Consider the following 14,319-nt stretch of genomic DNA (forward strand, 5'->3'; position numbering starts at 1 on the left):
GGGGCGGCTCTGCGTCTACTCCGGCCTGTCCTACGAGGCGATCGAGGCGCACGGCGGCGTGCAGTGGCCGTTCCCGGCGGGCGCCAGCGATCCGGCCGCGACGCGCCGCCTGTACACGGACGGCGGCTTTCAGACGCCCGACGGACGCGCGCGATGTCGACGCCGAGCTTGCGTGCCATCGCGCGTACGGCCGGCATCGCCTTGACGCCGCCCACGGCGACGGCCTGTTCGCTGCGCACCGCGTCGGAGCTCTGCATCGCGCCGACCACCGTGCCGGAGTCCGCGCGCGGTTCGCCCTGCGGTGCGGGTTCGCCCGCATCGCTGATGGTGCCGCCTTCGTCCGAGGCGATGACCTTGTCGCCGTCATCCGGGGCATGGCTGCCTGCGCCGTGGTGATGGCCGGTGTCCTGGCCTTCGGCGCGCTGCGGCAACGACGGGTCGATCTCGAATTCGGCCAGCATCTTGCCGGTGACGATGACGTCGCCCGGGCCGCCGGCCAGCTTCAGCACCTTGCCCGACACCGGCGACGGCACCTCGACCACCGCCTTGGCGGTTTCCATCGACACCAGGTTCTCGTCCAGGCGGATGGTGTCGCCCTCCTTCACGAACCACTCGACGATGGTCGCGTCGGGCAGGCCCTCGCCGAGGTCGGGAAGCAGGAAGGTCTTCTTGTTGGTCATACGGTGTCGTCTCGTTGAAATGCGTATTGCTGTGTGGACGAACGCGGCGGGCGCGTCCGACCGGTAATCAGGCCCACACGTCGTTTCGTGCGGTGAGGTCGCCGCCGGCATCGCCGGTGTTGACCACGCCTGCGGGCTCCACGATGAGGGCGTGGCATTCCTCGCGGGCGCGGGTGATGTGCTCCACGCCACGCGGGATCACGAACATCTCGCCCTCGCGCAGCACCACGTCGCGGTCGCGCAGGCCGATCTCCATCTCGCCCTTCACCACCAGGAACACCTCGTCGGTCTCCTCGTGCGAATGCCAGACGAAATCGCCCTGCATCTTCACCAGCTTGAACTGCACGTCGTTCATCTGTGCGACCACGCGCGGCGACCAGCGTTCGGAAAACGTCGCCAGCTTGTCGGCCAGGTTGACCGCGCCATCTGCGTTGCGTGCCTCGCTCATGCGTCCTCGCCTTCCTGGTCGTCCAGCAGTTCCAGCGATCGCGCGGGAATCCAGCCCTGGTGGCCCAGCGCATTCTCCGCCCACCACCACCGCGCCAGTTCGTAATGCAGGACGAGGATCTCGTCGGCTTGCGCGTCCAGCTCGCGCGTGTCGTATTCGGCCAGGGCGCGGGCCGGGCCGTGCTCGCTGTCGAACAGCTTCACAGGCACCCAGCCCTCGTGGCCCTCGGCGATAGTCGTCCAGACGAACTCCGGCCAGTCGCCGTCGCGGTCGCCCAGCGTCACGGCATCACCCGGCATCAACCGGATCGGCTTGCGATCCGGCGCGCGATGGGCGACGACGACGCGGGCGTGTCGCATGGATCAGCTGGCCGCGAGGGTGCGCTTCGCCGCTGCGACGATGCGCTCGACGCTGGGCAGGTACTTCATTTCCAGGCGGAACAGCGGGATGTGCGTGTCGTAGCCGGTCACGCGCTCCACCGGCGCCAGCAGGTCGAACATCGATTCCTCGGCCAGGCGCGCGGCGATCTCCGCGCCGAACCCTGCGGTCTTGGGAGCCTCGTGCACGATCACGCAGCGGCCGGTTCGGCTGACCGATTCGGCGATGGTGTCGAAGTCCAGCGGACGCAGCGTGGCCACGTCGATGACTTCGGCGCTGATGCCCTCGGCCGCGAGCTTCTCGGCGGCTTCCAGCGATTCCTTGACCTGCGCGCCCCACGTGACCAGCGTGACGTCGGTGCCGTCGCGCAGCACGTAGCACACGTCCAGCGGCAGCGCCTCGCCGTCGTCGGGCACTACTTCCTTGTACTGGCGGTAGATGCGCTTGGGTTCCATGAAGATCACCGGATCCGGATCGCGGATCGCGGCGAGCAGCAGGCCGTAGGCGCGTGCGGGCGAGGAGGGCATGACCACGCGCAGGCCGGGCACGTTGGTGAAGATGGCTTCGTTCGCCTCGCTGTGGTGTTCCGGCGCGCGGATGCCGCCGCCCCACGGCACGCGCAGCACCATCGGGCAGGTCAGGCGGCCACGCGTGCGGTAACGGAAGCGCGCGGCGTGGCAGATGATGTGGTCCACCATCGGATAGACGAAGCCGTCGAACTGCGATTCGGCGACGGGCTTCATGCCCTGCGAGGCCAGGCCGACCGTGAGGCCGGCGATGGTGGTCTCGTCCAGCGGCGTGTCGAGCACGCGCTCGGGGCCGAACTGCTGCTGCAGGCCGGCGGTGGCGCGGAACACGCCGCCGTTCACGCCGACGTCCTCGCCCAGGACCAGCACCTTGTCGTCGGCGCGCATCTCGTAGGCCAGCGCCTGCGTGATCGCCTCGATCAGCGTGATCGCGGTGGGCGTGGCGGCCGTGGCCGTGTCGGCCTTCTTGCCGCTCTTCACGGCAGTGGTTTCGACGTTCATCAGCGGCCCTCCTGTGCGAGCGCGAAGGCGCGTTGCGCCAGCAGGTCCGGCGGCGGATCGGCGTAGAGGTAATCGAACATCGCTTCCACCGGCTGCACCGGCGTCTCGAGGTAGGCGTTGATTTCCACGTCGACCTGCTTGCCGCATTCCTCGGCCCAGGCCTTCTCCTCGGCCTCGCTCCACACGCCCTGTGCGGTGAGGTAGGTGCGCAGGCGCGCGATGGGCTCGCGCGTCCAGGCGGACTTCACCTCGTCCTCGCTGCGATAACGGCGCGCGTCGTCGGCGGTGGTGTGGTCGTGCAGACGATAGGTCATGAACTCGATCACGCTGCCGCCTTCGCCGCTGCGTGCGCGCTCACTCGCCCGGCGCATGCCTTCCAGCACGGCGATCAGGTCGTTGCCGTCCACCTGCAGGCAGTGCAGGCCGCCGGCCAGGCCCTTCTGCGCCAGCGTCTGCGCGCCGGTCTGCGCCGAGCGCGGCACCGAGATCGCCCAGCCGTTGTTCACCACGCACAGGATCAGCGGCAGCTGGTAGGCGCCGGCGGAATTGAGCGCGGCGTAGAAGTCCGTCTTGGAGGAACCACCATCGCCGCAGCAGGCCACGGCCAGCTGCTTCTGCTTCATCAGCTTGAACTTCAGCGCGGCACCGGCGGCGTGCAGACACTGCGTGGAGATCGGCACGCACCAGGCGTAGTCCTGCTTCGGACCCGAGAAGTCGTTGCCGCGCTCGTCCCCGCCCCAGTACAGCAGCACCTCGCGCGGCTTCACGCCACGCATGAACTGCGCGCCGTACTCGCGGTAGCTGGGCGCGAACACGTCGTCCGGCTGCATCGATGCACCGATGCCCACGTGCGTGGCCTCGTGGCCCAGGCAACTGGCGTAGGTGCCCAGCTTGCCGGTGCGCTGCAGGGCGATGGCCTTGCTGTCGAACGTGCGCACGAACAGCATCTGCTTGAACAGCGGCAGCAGCGCCTTCGGGTCGCGGAACGCGGCGGGGAGCTCGGCGACGGGCTTGCCGTCGGGGCCGAGGTATTGCAGGTATTCGATTTCGAAGGTCGCGGCGACCGTCATCGCGGGGATCCTGGCTGAAAGTGGCAGGGAGCCGAATCGGCCGCTGTCCCGGATCCAGTGCCGGCAGGACCGTTCGGAGGGCTCGGCCGGAGTGCATCCGGGCCTGGCTCCGCGGCGTCCGCGACGGGCGAAAACGATGCCGTGCCGACGCGCTGATACGGCGATGATACCCAAGGGCCCGTAAAGGGCCGTTGCGCGCTGCGGCATGCAAGTTTCCGCAAAAGCGGCTATGCGACGTCCGCACGCATGGGTACGGAGCAAGGCTGAATGCGCGCCCGAAAAAGCAAAGGGCGCGGCCGCAGCCACGCCCCTTGCCGATGCCGTCACCTGGTCAGCGCTTGCGGATCGCAACGCTCAGCTGGTCGACGTTGTTGCTCAGGTCCGGGTCGGGCGTCTGCGCGCCGACGCTAGCGGCGAACTCCAGTTCGGTGCCGCGGCGTGGACGGTCCGGCACGACGATGGCGAAGGCGAATCACTGCGTGCCTTTCGCCATCGCTGCGCTCCGGTTGCACTCGGCGCGGAAGCCGGCGTCCGTGGCGACGCGCTGGCAGGCCCAGCCCTGCGGCGCAGCTACCGCCGCCGCGCTGGCCGCGACGTTGCCTTCCAGCACCAGGCGGGCCTGCGCAGCGCTGTCCGGGCCGGCATTGCGAACCGGCACGAGGAACGTCGCGATGGCGCCCTTGCGTACCGGCAGTGCACCGCCGGAGATCTGCACCGACAGGTCGGCGCTGGCGATCACGGTGACCGACGCCGCGGCTTGGTTGTCGCCGTTGGCCGGATCGCGGGTCTGCGACTGTGCGGCCACGGCCATGCGCAGCGGCGTGCCATGCGCGAGCGCCGGCGCCGCCGTGGTCACGGTGAAGTCCGCGCCGGCCTGCGATGCCAGGCTCGGGGTAGTGCAGGTCACGGTGGTGTTGCTGCCGTCCTGTACCGGCGCGGCGCAGGTCCAGCCGGAGGGTGCCACGGTCGTCGGAGTGACATGCGCGTCGAACACGAACGCCACCGCGGCGAACTCCGCGGCATTCGGTCCCGTGTTGGCGACGTGCGCTGTGAAGGTCGCCGTCTGGCCGGCTCGCACTTCCTGCGGCGATGCGCTTGCGGCCACCGACAGGTCGGCGCTGCGGAAAGAGGGCACGGTGATGCTCACCCGCACCGGATCGTGGTCGGACACGCGCAGCGGCAGCGTGGCGTCGCCGTAGTGGTCGACGCCGAAGTCGGCGTTGATGCGTGCGTGCTCCACGGTGACCGCGGCCGCGTCCATCACCAGCGCTTCGTTGACCAGCACGTGGTCCAGCGTCTGCGCATTGCCCTGGTAGACGTACGAGTAGCGCTGCGCGGGATCTGCGATGAGTTCCGAGCCGTCGATCAGCGGCGTGGTGACCGGGCTGTCGATGTAGGCCAGCACCTCGTTCTCCGGCGCTTCGGTGCCCTTGATGACGCCGAGCACGTCCACGTAGCCATCGTTGAACTCGAAGGTGTTGAAGTCGCCCACCAGCACGATTTTCTCGGCCGGATTCTGCTGCTGCCACTGCTCGATCAGCGTCGCCAGATAGGCCGCCTGTGCAGCACGCTTGGCGCGGACGCGGGCGCCATCCGTGGTCCAGCCGTTGCTGCCCGGCGCGACCGAGTCGATGTCGTTGAGCGAGCGCAGGTGATTGACGACCACCGTCACCGGATACACCGCTCCGTTGTCCTGGTGCACGCGGGCACGCAGGCGAAGCGGCGGACGGTCGTTGAGCAGGCTGGTGCTGCCATCGGGATTGGCCAGCGTGGCGTCCTTGCCGAACTGCACCACGTCGACCACTTCAACGCGCGCCGCGCCGGCGCCGTTGTCGCGCGTGGCGACCAGGAAGCCGACGTTGATGCCGCCCACGTCGTTGCCCTGCACCAGGTACGGCACGTAGCCCGGCGCGCGTGGGCAGGTTTCGTTGATGCGATCAGCCAGCAGGCCCAGCACGCGCAAGTTCTCGACTTCGACCACGCCCAGGATGTCGGGCGTCTTGACGTAGTCGCAGATCGCTGCGGCGGTCTTGGTCAGTCGCTTCTGCACCGCCTCCGGCTTGATCGTCGGTGCGCCGTTGCTGTCGTTTACCTCGTCGAAGAAGCGCAGCAGGTTGAAGCCGCCGACGGTGACGGCGTCGTAGGCCGCATCGTTCACGGCTTCCGGCAGACGGCCGCCGGTGACGATGGGCGGCGTGCCGACATCCGGCAGCAACGCCCAGGTGCCGGCGAAGTAGTCGAGTATGCCGAGCAGGCCGGCCACTTCGGCGCCGACGTCGGCCGACACCAATGTGGCATTCACCTGACCGCGGCTGCGCACCATCAGGCGTTCCTGGTTGGTGTCGTACAGCGGCGGAGTCTTGCCCGCGGGCAGGGTCGCCAGCGCGGCATCCATCACGCCGATGCCGGGCTCGCGGAACGGGCGCTGCACCTGCGGCAGCACCACATGGAACACGCCATTGCTGGTGGACGTCGCGTCGTCCTCATCGATGCTGCCTTCGGAGGCGGCCACGACGCGTGCGGCCGCAGCGCTCACGCGCATGCCTTCCAGGCGCTCCAGCGTGCCCGGATTCGCGCCCGGCGAAAGATCGTCCGCGGTCAGTTCGGCCGCGGCAGGCAGCGCCAACCCGGACTGCAGAAGCTCGACGGTGGGGCCGGTGATCTGGGTGATCGTCAGCTGGTTCACGTTCGAGGCCGGGACGAACTCCCCGACGGTGCCGGTCACACGCACCAGGTTGCCCACCGCGGCACTGGCCGGCGGCGCGCTGCTGGTGAACACGAACACCGCGTTCGACGTGGCGGCGTTGCCGTCGTCGTTGGCCGCCTGGATGAAGAAGCCGTTGTTGAACTTGCGTGCAGTGACGATGCCTTCGGTCACCACGCGCTTGCCCTCATGCGGCGAACGCAGCGCGTCTCCCTGGATCTGCGCGATGGTCAGCGGCGTGGCGGGATCCGGGTCGGGCGGCGAGGAGCCGCTGTTGCGCGGCGTTGGTGCGCCGGCGATGAAATCGGCCGCATTGTCGTTGGTGTCGACAGCGCCGTTGCCTTGGCGCAGCGCTGCGGTAGCGGCGCTCAGCGCCGGTGCGGGCGCGCTGCCTTCGAAGAAGTTCGCGCCGCCGTATCCGACCAGGTCCAGGATCAGTGCGCGCTGTGCGTCGGAGCACGGCGCACTGCCACCGTTGCAAGCCAGGGCAGTGGTGGCGTTGACCAGCACGATCTTGCCGGCGCTGGCGGACATCGCCGCGCCGCCGGTCGCGTCCGGCGTCGGCAATGGCGCGCCGGCGGAGCCGCCGCTCATCTGGATCAGGAAGTACTTGCCCGGCTGCACGGTGACCGAGGGCAGCGCGGTCACACTGCCGAAGTTGCCCGTGCCGGTGGCGCTGGCGTACTGCACCGACAGGCCGGCCAGCGAGGCCGGCGCGCTGCCGCGGTTGTACAGCTCGACATAGTCGTTGGCGTAGACCGCCGTGCCCCCGCCGCCACCGCCATAGACCTGGCTGATGACGACCTGCGCCTGTGCGGCGCCGAGGCATGAAGCGAACGCGAGTACTGCGATTGCCGCCAGGCGGCCCTTGCACCTTTCCATATGCGTCCCCGGTTGGATGCCCGCCTGTGCCCCTGTCGCGGACGGGCTGAAGTGTGCACGAATGCTGTGAGCCAGGTGTTGCAAAGGGGTGACGGCGCCCTCTCGCCCCGGGGTGGCGCGTGCCGATGCGGTACTCTTTTGCCCCCGCCGCGGCGGGTTTTCTGGTCAATCCGAGCCTGCAATGACGGTCGAAAAGAACGAGCGTGAACTGGAAACCGGCATCCACACCGATTTCGAAGGGCGGATGAGCTATTCCGGCTACCTGCAGCTCGACACGCTGCTGTCGGCCCAGCAGCGTCTGTCCAATCCGCCGCACCACGACGAGCTGCTGTTCATCGTGCAGCACCAGGTGTCCGAACTGTGGATGAAGCTGATGATCCACGAGCTGCGCGCGGCCGTGGCCAACCTGCGCGAGGACCGGCTGGGCGAGTGCCAGAAGATCTTCGCCCGCTGCAAGAACATCCTGCGCCAGCTCACCGAGATGTGGTCGGTGCTGGAGACGCTGACGCCGTCGGAGTACATGGAATTCCGCGAGATCCTCGGCCCGTCGTCTGGCTTCCAGTCGTTGCAGTACCGCACCATCGAATTCCTGCTGGGCAACAAGAACGCCTCCATGCTGAAGGTGTTCTCGCACGACGCGCGGGCGGAAGCCGGCCTGCGCGAGGTGCTGGAATCGCCCAGCCTGTACGACGAGGTGTTGCGGTATCTCGCACGGCACGGCCATCCGGTGCCGGCGCGGCATGTCGAGCGCGACTGGTCGCAGTCGCACGTGGCCGATCCGGAGCTGCTGCCGGTGTTCGAGCGCATCTATGAGGACACCGACACGCACTGGGCCGCTTACCACCTGTGCGAGGACCTGGTCGATCTGGAAAGCCAGTTCCAGCTGTGGCGTTTCCGCCACATGCGCACGGTCATGCGTATCATCGGTTTCAAGCGCGGAACGGGCGGCTCCAGCGGCGTCGGTTTCCTGAAGCAGGCGCTGGAGCTGACGTTCTTCCCCGAACTGTTCGAAGTGCGCACCGTGATCGGTGCCGGCGGCAGCTACGGACCGCCCGCGCCGAAGTGAGGCGATGAGCGCGTCCGTGCACGATTGCGTCGGCGCGTTGCTGGTCCGCGATGGGCGCATCCTGCTAGGACGCCGCAGCGAAGACTGCGATTGGCTGGCCGGCGCATGGGACGTGTTCGGTGGGCATGTCGAACCGGGCGAAAGCGGACCGGGCGCACTGCATCGCGAGTTGCGCGAAGAACTCGGCATCGGGCCGCTCTCCACGCGCTACCTGGCGCGCATCGATGGGAGCGCGCCGGAGCCGTGGCGGCTGCGCCTGTATCTCATCACGCGCTGGCGGGGCGAACCGGTCAATCGTGCCGAGCACGCGGAGATCCGCTGGTGCGCGCTGGACGAGGCGCAGCAGCGCCTGCGCGACGCACATCCGCGGTTCCCGGAGTTGCTGTCCGGCGCGCTGGACAGTGTCCGCAAGCTGGAGCATCCGTGATCCCCATTCAGGCAAATGTTGCGCCGCAGCAAGCTCGCGCGGCCTTCACACAGGTTTGACGGACCGGGGTCTAGCCGGTAAATCTCCCCGGTCCCGTGCCGCCCGGCGTGGGTTTTTCTCATTCAGATTTTCGATCCACACGGGGGATTACCGCATGAGCGGAACCGCTTCATTGCCCGGCCAGACCGTGGCCATTCCAGAGTTCAAACAGGTCATGGGGCATCCGAAACCCCTGTGGATGCTGTTCATGACCGAGTTCTGGGAGCGCTTCGCGTTCTACGGGATCCGCTGGGCGCTCGTGCTGTACATCGTTGCGCAGTTCCATGGCGGCGACCCGACCGGCGAGGCGCCAGCCAACCGGATCTACGGCGCCTACCTGGCGCTGGTGTACGCCGCGGCGATCTTCGGCGGCTACATCGCCGACCGCGTGCTGGGGTATCAGCGTTCGATCCTGCTCGGTGCGGTGATCATGGCCGCGGGCCTGTTCATGATCGCGATACCGAACGAACAGGTCTTCAAGTTGGGCTTGGCCACCATCATCTGCGGCAACGGCCTGTTCAAACCCAACATCTCCACGATGGTCGGCAAGCTCTATGGCGTGACCGACGAGCGTCGCGACTCGGGCTTCACCATCTTCTACATGGGCATCAATGCCGGTGCATTCATCTCGCCCATCCTGACCGGCATGCTCGCCGAGCAGGTGTTCGGCACCAGCGCGATGCCGACCTACAAGGTGGTCTTCATGGCTTCCGGCGTGGGCATGCTGATCAGCCTGGTGTGGTTCTGGTTCGGACGCCGCGAACTGGCCGGCATTGGCCGGCCGCCCGAAGGCGATGACGGAAAGCAGAAGGTGCTGTATGTGCTGATCGGTGCGCTGCTGGCGATTCCGGCGGTGTATGCGCTGCTGGCACTGGGCGCGACCACGTTGCAGTGGATCCTGCTGGCGATGTTCCTGGCGCTGTGCGCGATGCTGATGGTCGAGGCGTTCCGCGAGGGCAAGGTGCAGCGCGACCGATGCATCGCGATGCTGATCATCTTCACCTTCAACATCCTGTTCTGGATGTTCTTCGAGCAGGCCGGCAGTTCCTTCACCTTTCTCGCCGACAAGATCGTCGACCGCGACCTGTTCGGTCCGGGCGGCTTCGTGTTCCCGAACGCGTGGTTCCAGTCGGTGAACTCGCTGGCCATCATCACCCTGGCGCCGATCATCGCGTGGATCTGGGTGAAGATGCGTTCGGCCAATCCGTCGATTCCACGCAAGTTCGGCCTGGGCCTGATCTTCAACGGCCTGGCGTTCCTGCTGCTGATGTTCGCGCTCTCGAGCCTGGTCAATGACGCCGGCAAGATCCCGTTCTGGACGTTGTTCATGGTGTACGTGATCCAGTCCGTCGGCGAGCTGTGCCTGTCGCCGATCGGCCTGTCGATGGTGACCAAGCTGGCGCCGCTGCGCCTGGTCGGCTTCGGCATGGGCGGCTGGTTCCTGTCGACCGGCATCGGCAACAACCTGTCTGGCATCTTCGCCGGCATCGTCAGTGGCGAAGGCGGCATGACGGTGCAGTCGGCGCATTCGGGCTATACCTTCGGTTTCTGGGCGCTGGTGGGCGCCGGCGCACTGCTGTTCCTGATCGCGCCGCTGGTGCAGAAGCTGATGCATGGGGTGAAGTGACGCATCGGCCGGCTCGCGCATTCGCGCGAGCCGCTTTGCCGATGCGTCATCCCGGCAAAAGCCGGGATCCAGGCCAACGTCTCAGGCGACGGCGTCCTTCGGGGCGCCGTTGTCGTTTCCGCGCAGTGCGAATGACTCCGCGCGACGCGTCGTGCCGGCGAAGGCCGGGATCCAGGCCATCAACGTCTCAGGCGACGGCGTCCCGCAGAGCGCCATCGTCGTTTCTCTCGTCACGCGCAGGTGCTGTCGACGTGTGACAGCCCGGGTCCGGGCCTTCGCCGGGACGACGGTTGGGTGCCGGTAGCTCACGCAGCGACACGGCAGCCACGTTCCCGCCGTCCTCCGGCACCCAAACGCCGTGAACGGTAAGGTGAGCATCCCGCTCCACCAGATGCCGCCATGTCGCAGCCGCCCCTGCTTACCCGCGCCGAACGCACGCAGTACGCCGAGACCTCGCGCCATGCGGACGTGATGGCCTTCATCAAGGGCCTGATGGACCTGGGCGATCCGCGCCTGCACGTGGCCGGTTTCGGCGCCACGCCCGAAGGCCGCGAGCTGCCCTTGCTGGTGCTGTCCGCGGCGGGCGTGACCACTCCGGAAGCGGCGCGCCAGTCCGGATTGCCCGTGGTGCTGATCCTGTGCGGCATCCATGCAGGCGAAGTCGAGGGCAAGGAAGCCGGTTTGATGCTGGTGCGCGACCTGCTGATCGGCGCACACGGCGACCTGCTGTCGCACATGACATTGCTGCTGGTGCCGCTGTTCAACGCCGATGGCAATGAGCGCATCGATCCGGCGAACCGCAAGCTCGACATCGAGCACTTCCAAGGCCAACTCGGCCCGGAGAGCGGCGTCGGTACCCGCACCAACGCGGCCGGCATCAATCTCAACCGCGACTACATGTGTCAGGACGCACCGGAGATGCGCCTCCTGCAGACGCGCGTGATGCACCCGTGGAACCCGCACCTCACCATCGACTGCCACGCCACCAACGGTTCGATCCACCGCTATGCGCTGACCTACGACGTGCCGCACACGTCGCTCAGCGGACGCGCAGAGCCCATCGCCTACATGCGCGAGCACCTGCTGCCCGCCGTGACGGATGCGGTGAAGCGCACCGAGGGTCTGGACACGTTCTGGTACGGCAACTTCCTGCGCGACGAAGGCGGGCAGGGCATGGGCTGGATCACCTACACCCACCATCCCCGTTTCGGCGGCAACTATCGCGGGCTGACCAACCGCCTCGACCTGTTGCTGGAAACCTACGCCTACATCGATTTCTACGATCGCGTGCGCACCACGTACGCGTTCCTGCGCGAGACGCTGCTGCACGTCGCCGCGGATGCGGTCGAGATCGTCGAACTGCTGGCCGCATGCGAGATGCCGCCGGACGAGATCGCGGTGCGCTATCGGCTGGAAGCGTTCGAGAATCGCCCAGTCGAGATCCTCACGCGCGATCCGTACACGCTGGAAGGCGAGCCGGTGAGTGTAAGCGTGCCGTACATCGCCCGCTTCGTCGGCGAGCACATCGTGTCGCGTCCGCTCGCGTACGCGGTGCCGAACGCCATTGCCGACCGGCTCGAAGGACATGGACTGGTGATCGAGCGCCCGCCGGTCGCGCCACTGCTGGATGCCGAGATCGCGATGGTGACGGCGTTGGGATCATCCGCGGGTCGAGACATCCTCGAAGCCGATGCGTCGCCGTGGCTCGAGGTGGTTCACACACGGGAGAAGCGCACCCTGCCCGATGGCTGGGCGCTGGTGCGCACCGAGCAGCAGCGCGGCGCGGTGGCCGTGTACCTGTGCGAGGCCGGCAGCGACGACGGGCTGCTGGCCTGCGGATGGATCGACGCGCCCTCGGCGGGCGACGAGTTTCCCGCGTGGCGGGTGCTGGCGATCGACCATCCTTCGACGATGGTCGGGTGAAGACCGCGGTCTGGCGTTCGGGTGCCGGCTGTCAGAACGCCGCTTCGGCCTCGACCTTCAGTTCCAGTTCGTCCAGCCGATCGAGCAGGCGGAACAGCACCGCACGCTCATTGTCGTCGATGCCGGCGAGCAACCGGCGTTCGAACGCCAGCGCCATCGGCGCGACCTCGTCGTAGATCCGGTAGCCGGCCTCCGACAGGCGCAACACCGACCGGCGCCGGTCGTCGCCATGGATCTCGCGCTGCAGGCGGCCGGCCTCGAGCAGCCGGGCCACCGCGCGGCTCACCGCCACCTTGTCCATCGCCGTGCGCTGCGCAACCTCGTTGGCCGACAGGTCGGGGTAACGGCCCAGCACGGCCATCACGCGCCACTCGGTGATGCTCAGGGCGAAACGCTCGGTATAGATGCGCGCGATGGTGCTGCTGACCCGGTTGCTGAGCACCGACAGGCGATAGGGCAGGAAATGCTCAAGATCCAGCTGGGCATGGCCGGGCAAGGGTTGCCCGAGCGTGGGAATTCCGGGGTCGCGCGCATTCATGATGCGATGTGCCTTGATTATGGTTTCAGGTGAAACTATAAGGATCGTTTCCGAAGGCCGTCCCTACCGGATCGGGCCGCCAATGTGAGAACAATGCCATGAATGCGCAGCCCAACCTCGGCATGCAGGTCACCACGTTCGAGAACCCCCTCGGCATCGACGGCTTCGAGTTCGTCGAGTTTGCCGCGCCGGCAGGACAGGGCGAACTGCTGCACGATTACTTCCGCAAGCTCGGCTTCACCGCCGTGCTCCGCCACAAGTCCCGCCCGATCGCCGTCTACCGCCAGGGCGACGTGAACTTCCTGGTCAACGAGGACCCGGACAGCTTCGCGGCCGACTTCGCGGCCAAGCACGGCCCGAGCGCGTGCGGCTTCGCGATCCGCTTCAGGGAGCCCGCTTCGAAGGTGTTCGACACCGTCGTGAACAACGGCGGCGAAGCCGTGGCCGACAAGGCCGAAACGCGTGCCGTGGCCGCACCGGTGGTGAAGGGCATCGGCGACTGCATGCTGTACCTCGTCGACCGCTACGGCAGCGCAGGCTCGATCTACGACGGCGACTACCTGCCTGTGCAGGGCGCCGAGCCGAATCCGAAGGGCTTTGGGCTCACCTTCATCGACCACCTCACGCACAACCTGTACTTCGGCAACATGCAAAAGTGGTCGGACTACTACGAGCGTCTGTTCAACTTCCGCGAGATCCGCTACTTCGACATCAAGGGCGTGAAGACCGGCCTGGTCTCCAAGGCGATGACCGCGCCGGACGGCATCGTTCGCATCCCGCTCAACGAGTCCAACGATCCCAAGTCGCAGATCAACGAATACCTGGACGCATACAAGGGCGAGGGCATCCAGCACATCGCCTGCTTCACCGACAACATCTACGACACGGTCGAGGCCATGCGCGAACAGGGCGTGGAGTTCCTCGATACGCCGGACACCTACTTCGAAGTGATCGACCAGCGCGTGCCGAACCATGGCGAGGACGTTGCGCGCCTGCAGAAGAACAAGATCCTGATCGACGCCGATCCGGAAACCCATCAGCGCAAGCTGCTGCAGATCTTCACCCAGAACGCGATCGGCCCGATCTTCTTCGAGATCATCCAGCGCAAGGGCAACGAAGGCTTTGGCGAAGGCAACTTCCAGGCGCTGTTCGAGTCGATCGAGCGCGACCAGATGAAGCGCGGCGTGCTGTAACCCCACCCGGAGCGATGCGATGAACACCGCCGCGAACCCGGCCGCGAACGACGCGGCCGCCAGTGCGACCGAAGCAGTGCCCGCGAACGTGACGCCGCTGTCCGAAGCGGTGACCGGGCGCATCCGCGCGACCGGCTACCAGTCCGGCTTCGGCAACGAGTTCGCGACCGAGGCCGTGCCGGGCACGCTGCCGGAAGGCCGCAATTCGCCGCAACGCGTTGCGCACGGGCTGTACGCCGAGCAGCTGTCGGGCACCGCGTTCACCGCGCCGCGCCACCAGAACCGGCGCAGCTGGCTGTACCGCATCCGCCCTGCG

Annotated in this window: 14 protein-coding genes; 6 read left to right on the forward strand and 8 right to left on the reverse strand. The window is 67.3% G+C overall.

The window, feature by feature from the left end; all coding sequences use genetic code 11:
• From VFE83_RS12275 to VFE83_RS12305, 7 genes are all read right to left on the reverse strand, one after another.
• A partial coding sequence (locus VFE83_RS12275) for a biotin/lipoyl-containing protein (RefSeq protein ID WP_324906517.1) occupies nt 1-680 on the reverse strand: 680 nt, incomplete at its 3' end.
• Nucleotides 681-747: 67 nt separating this feature from the next.
• Nucleotides 748-1,128, reverse strand: coding sequence for a cupin domain-containing protein (locus VFE83_RS12280; protein WP_324906519.1), 381 nt, complete (start codon nt 1,126-1,128; stop codon nt 748-750).
• On the reverse strand, nt 1,125-1,487 hold the full coding sequence (locus VFE83_RS12285; RefSeq protein WP_324906521.1) for an SH3 domain-containing protein: 363 nt from the start codon (nt 1,485-1,487) through the stop codon (nt 1,125-1,127). The genes VFE83_RS12280 and VFE83_RS12285 overlap by 4 nt, the downstream gene beginning before the upstream one ends.
• Before the next feature lie 3 nt (nt 1,488-1,490).
• The gene (locus tag VFE83_RS12290; RefSeq protein ID WP_324906523.1) at nt 1,491-2,534 is read right to left on the reverse strand and encodes an alpha-ketoacid dehydrogenase subunit beta; all 1,044 of its coding nucleotides are present in this window, start codon (nt 2,532-2,534) and stop codon (nt 1,491-1,493) included.
• A complete protein-coding gene (pdhA, locus tag VFE83_RS12295; RefSeq protein ID WP_324906524.1) occupies nt 2,534-3,604 on the reverse strand; it encodes a pyruvate dehydrogenase (acetyl-transferring) E1 component subunit alpha in 1,071 nt (356 codons plus the stop codon). The genes VFE83_RS12290 and pdhA overlap by 1 nt, the downstream gene beginning before the upstream one ends.
• Before the next feature lie 331 nt (nt 3,605-3,935).
• Nucleotides 3,936-4,058 (reverse strand): hypothetical protein, encoded by a 123-nt coding sequence (locus VFE83_RS12300; RefSeq protein ID WP_324906526.1) that lies wholly within the window; start codon nt 4,056-4,058, stop codon nt 3,936-3,938.
• An 18-nt stretch (nt 4,059-4,076) separates the two neighbouring features.
• Nucleotides 4,077-7,190 (reverse strand): lamin tail domain-containing protein, encoded by a 3,114-nt coding sequence (locus VFE83_RS12305; RefSeq protein ID WP_324906528.1) that lies wholly within the window; start codon nt 7,188-7,190, stop codon nt 4,077-4,079.
• A 181-nt stretch (nt 7,191-7,371) separates the two neighbouring features.
• Between VFE83_RS12305 and VFE83_RS12310 the strand changes: the two genes are divergently transcribed.
• The 4 genes from VFE83_RS12310 (at nt 7,372) to VFE83_RS12325 (ending at nt 12,272) form a co-directional block, all read left to right on the forward strand.
• Entirely contained in the window at nt 7,372-8,256 is an 885-nt protein-coding gene (locus VFE83_RS12310; protein WP_324906530.1) for a tryptophan 2,3-dioxygenase, read from the forward strand.
• A gap of 4 nt (nt 8,257-8,260) precedes the next feature.
• Complete coding sequence (locus VFE83_RS12315) at nt 8,261-8,683, forward strand: NUDIX domain-containing protein (protein WP_324906532.1); 423 nt, start codon at nt 8,261-8,263, stop codon at nt 8,681-8,683.
• 154 nt (nt 8,684-8,837) lie between these two features.
• Nucleotides 8,838-10,349 carry an oligopeptide:H+ symporter gene (locus VFE83_RS12320; protein WP_324906534.1) on the forward strand — a complete coding sequence of 504 codons (1,512 nt, stop codon included), beginning with the start codon at nt 8,838-8,840 and terminating at the stop codon, nt 10,347-10,349.
• A 399-nt stretch (nt 10,350-10,748) separates the two neighbouring features.
• The gene (locus tag VFE83_RS12325) at nt 10,749-12,272 is read left to right on the forward strand and encodes a M14 family metallopeptidase (RefSeq protein ID WP_324906536.1); all 1,524 of its coding nucleotides are present in this window, start codon (nt 10,749-10,751) and stop codon (nt 12,270-12,272) included.
• 31 nt (nt 12,273-12,303) lie between these two features.
• Here VFE83_RS12325 and VFE83_RS12330 read toward each other — a convergent pair whose 3' ends face one another.
• Complete coding sequence (locus tag VFE83_RS12330) at nt 12,304-12,810, reverse strand: MarR family winged helix-turn-helix transcriptional regulator (RefSeq protein ID WP_324906538.1); 507 nt, start codon at nt 12,808-12,810, stop codon at nt 12,304-12,306.
• Between the two features lie 98 nt (nt 12,811-12,908).
• Here VFE83_RS12330 and hppD point away from each other — a divergent pair, with 98 nt between their 5' ends.
• Together hppD and VFE83_RS12340 are read left to right on the forward strand one after the other, a co-directional pair.
• On the forward strand, nt 12,909-14,003 hold the full coding sequence (hppD, locus tag VFE83_RS12335) for a 4-hydroxyphenylpyruvate dioxygenase (RefSeq protein ID WP_324906540.1): 1,095 nt from the start codon (nt 12,909-12,911) through the stop codon (nt 14,001-14,003).
• Between the two features lie 19 nt (nt 14,004-14,022).
• The coding region (locus VFE83_RS12340) for a homogentisate 1,2-dioxygenase (protein WP_324906542.1) at nt 14,023-14,319 on the forward strand (297 nt) is incomplete at its 3' end.

The organism is Lysobacter sp. (assembly GCF_035655815.1).
GTDB lineage: Bacteria > Pseudomonadota > Gammaproteobacteria > Xanthomonadales > Xanthomonadaceae > Lysobacter_J.

Coding starts and splice junctions, on each gene's coding strand:
- VFE83_RS12280 (WP_324906519.1), bottom strand. CDS start 1,128: ATGAGCGAGGCACGCAACGCAGATGGCGCGGTCAACCTGGCCGACAAG.
- VFE83_RS12285 (WP_324906521.1), bottom strand. CDS start 1,487: ATGCGACACGCCCGCGTCGTCGTCGCCCATCGCGCGCCGGATCGCAAG.
- VFE83_RS12290 (WP_324906523.1), bottom strand. CDS start 2,534: ATGAACGTCGAAACCACTGCCGTGAAGAGCGGCAAGAAGGCCGACACG.
- pdhA (WP_324906524.1), bottom strand. CDS start 3,604: ATGACGGTCGCCGCGACCTTCGAAATCGAATACCTGCAATACCTCGGC.
- VFE83_RS12305 (WP_324906528.1), bottom strand. CDS start 7,190: ATGGAAAGGTGCAAGGGCCGCCTGGCGGCAATCGCAGTACTCGCGTTC.
- VFE83_RS12310 (WP_324906530.1), top strand. CDS start 7,372: ATGACGGTCGAAAAGAACGAGCGTGAACTGGAAACCGGCATCCACACC.
- VFE83_RS12315 (WP_324906532.1), top strand. CDS start 8,261: ATGAGCGCGTCCGTGCACGATTGCGTCGGCGCGTTGCTGGTCCGCGAT.
- VFE83_RS12320 (WP_324906534.1), top strand. CDS start 8,838: ATGAGCGGAACCGCTTCATTGCCCGGCCAGACCGTGGCCATTCCAGAG.
- VFE83_RS12325 (WP_324906536.1), top strand. CDS start 10,749: ATGTCGCAGCCGCCCCTGCTTACCCGCGCCGAACGCACGCAGTACGCC.
- VFE83_RS12330 (WP_324906538.1), bottom strand. CDS start 12,810: ATGAATGCGCGCGACCCCGGAATTCCCACGCTCGGGCAACCCTTGCCC.
- hppD (WP_324906540.1), top strand. CDS start 12,909: ATGAATGCGCAGCCCAACCTCGGCATGCAGGTCACCACGTTCGAGAAC.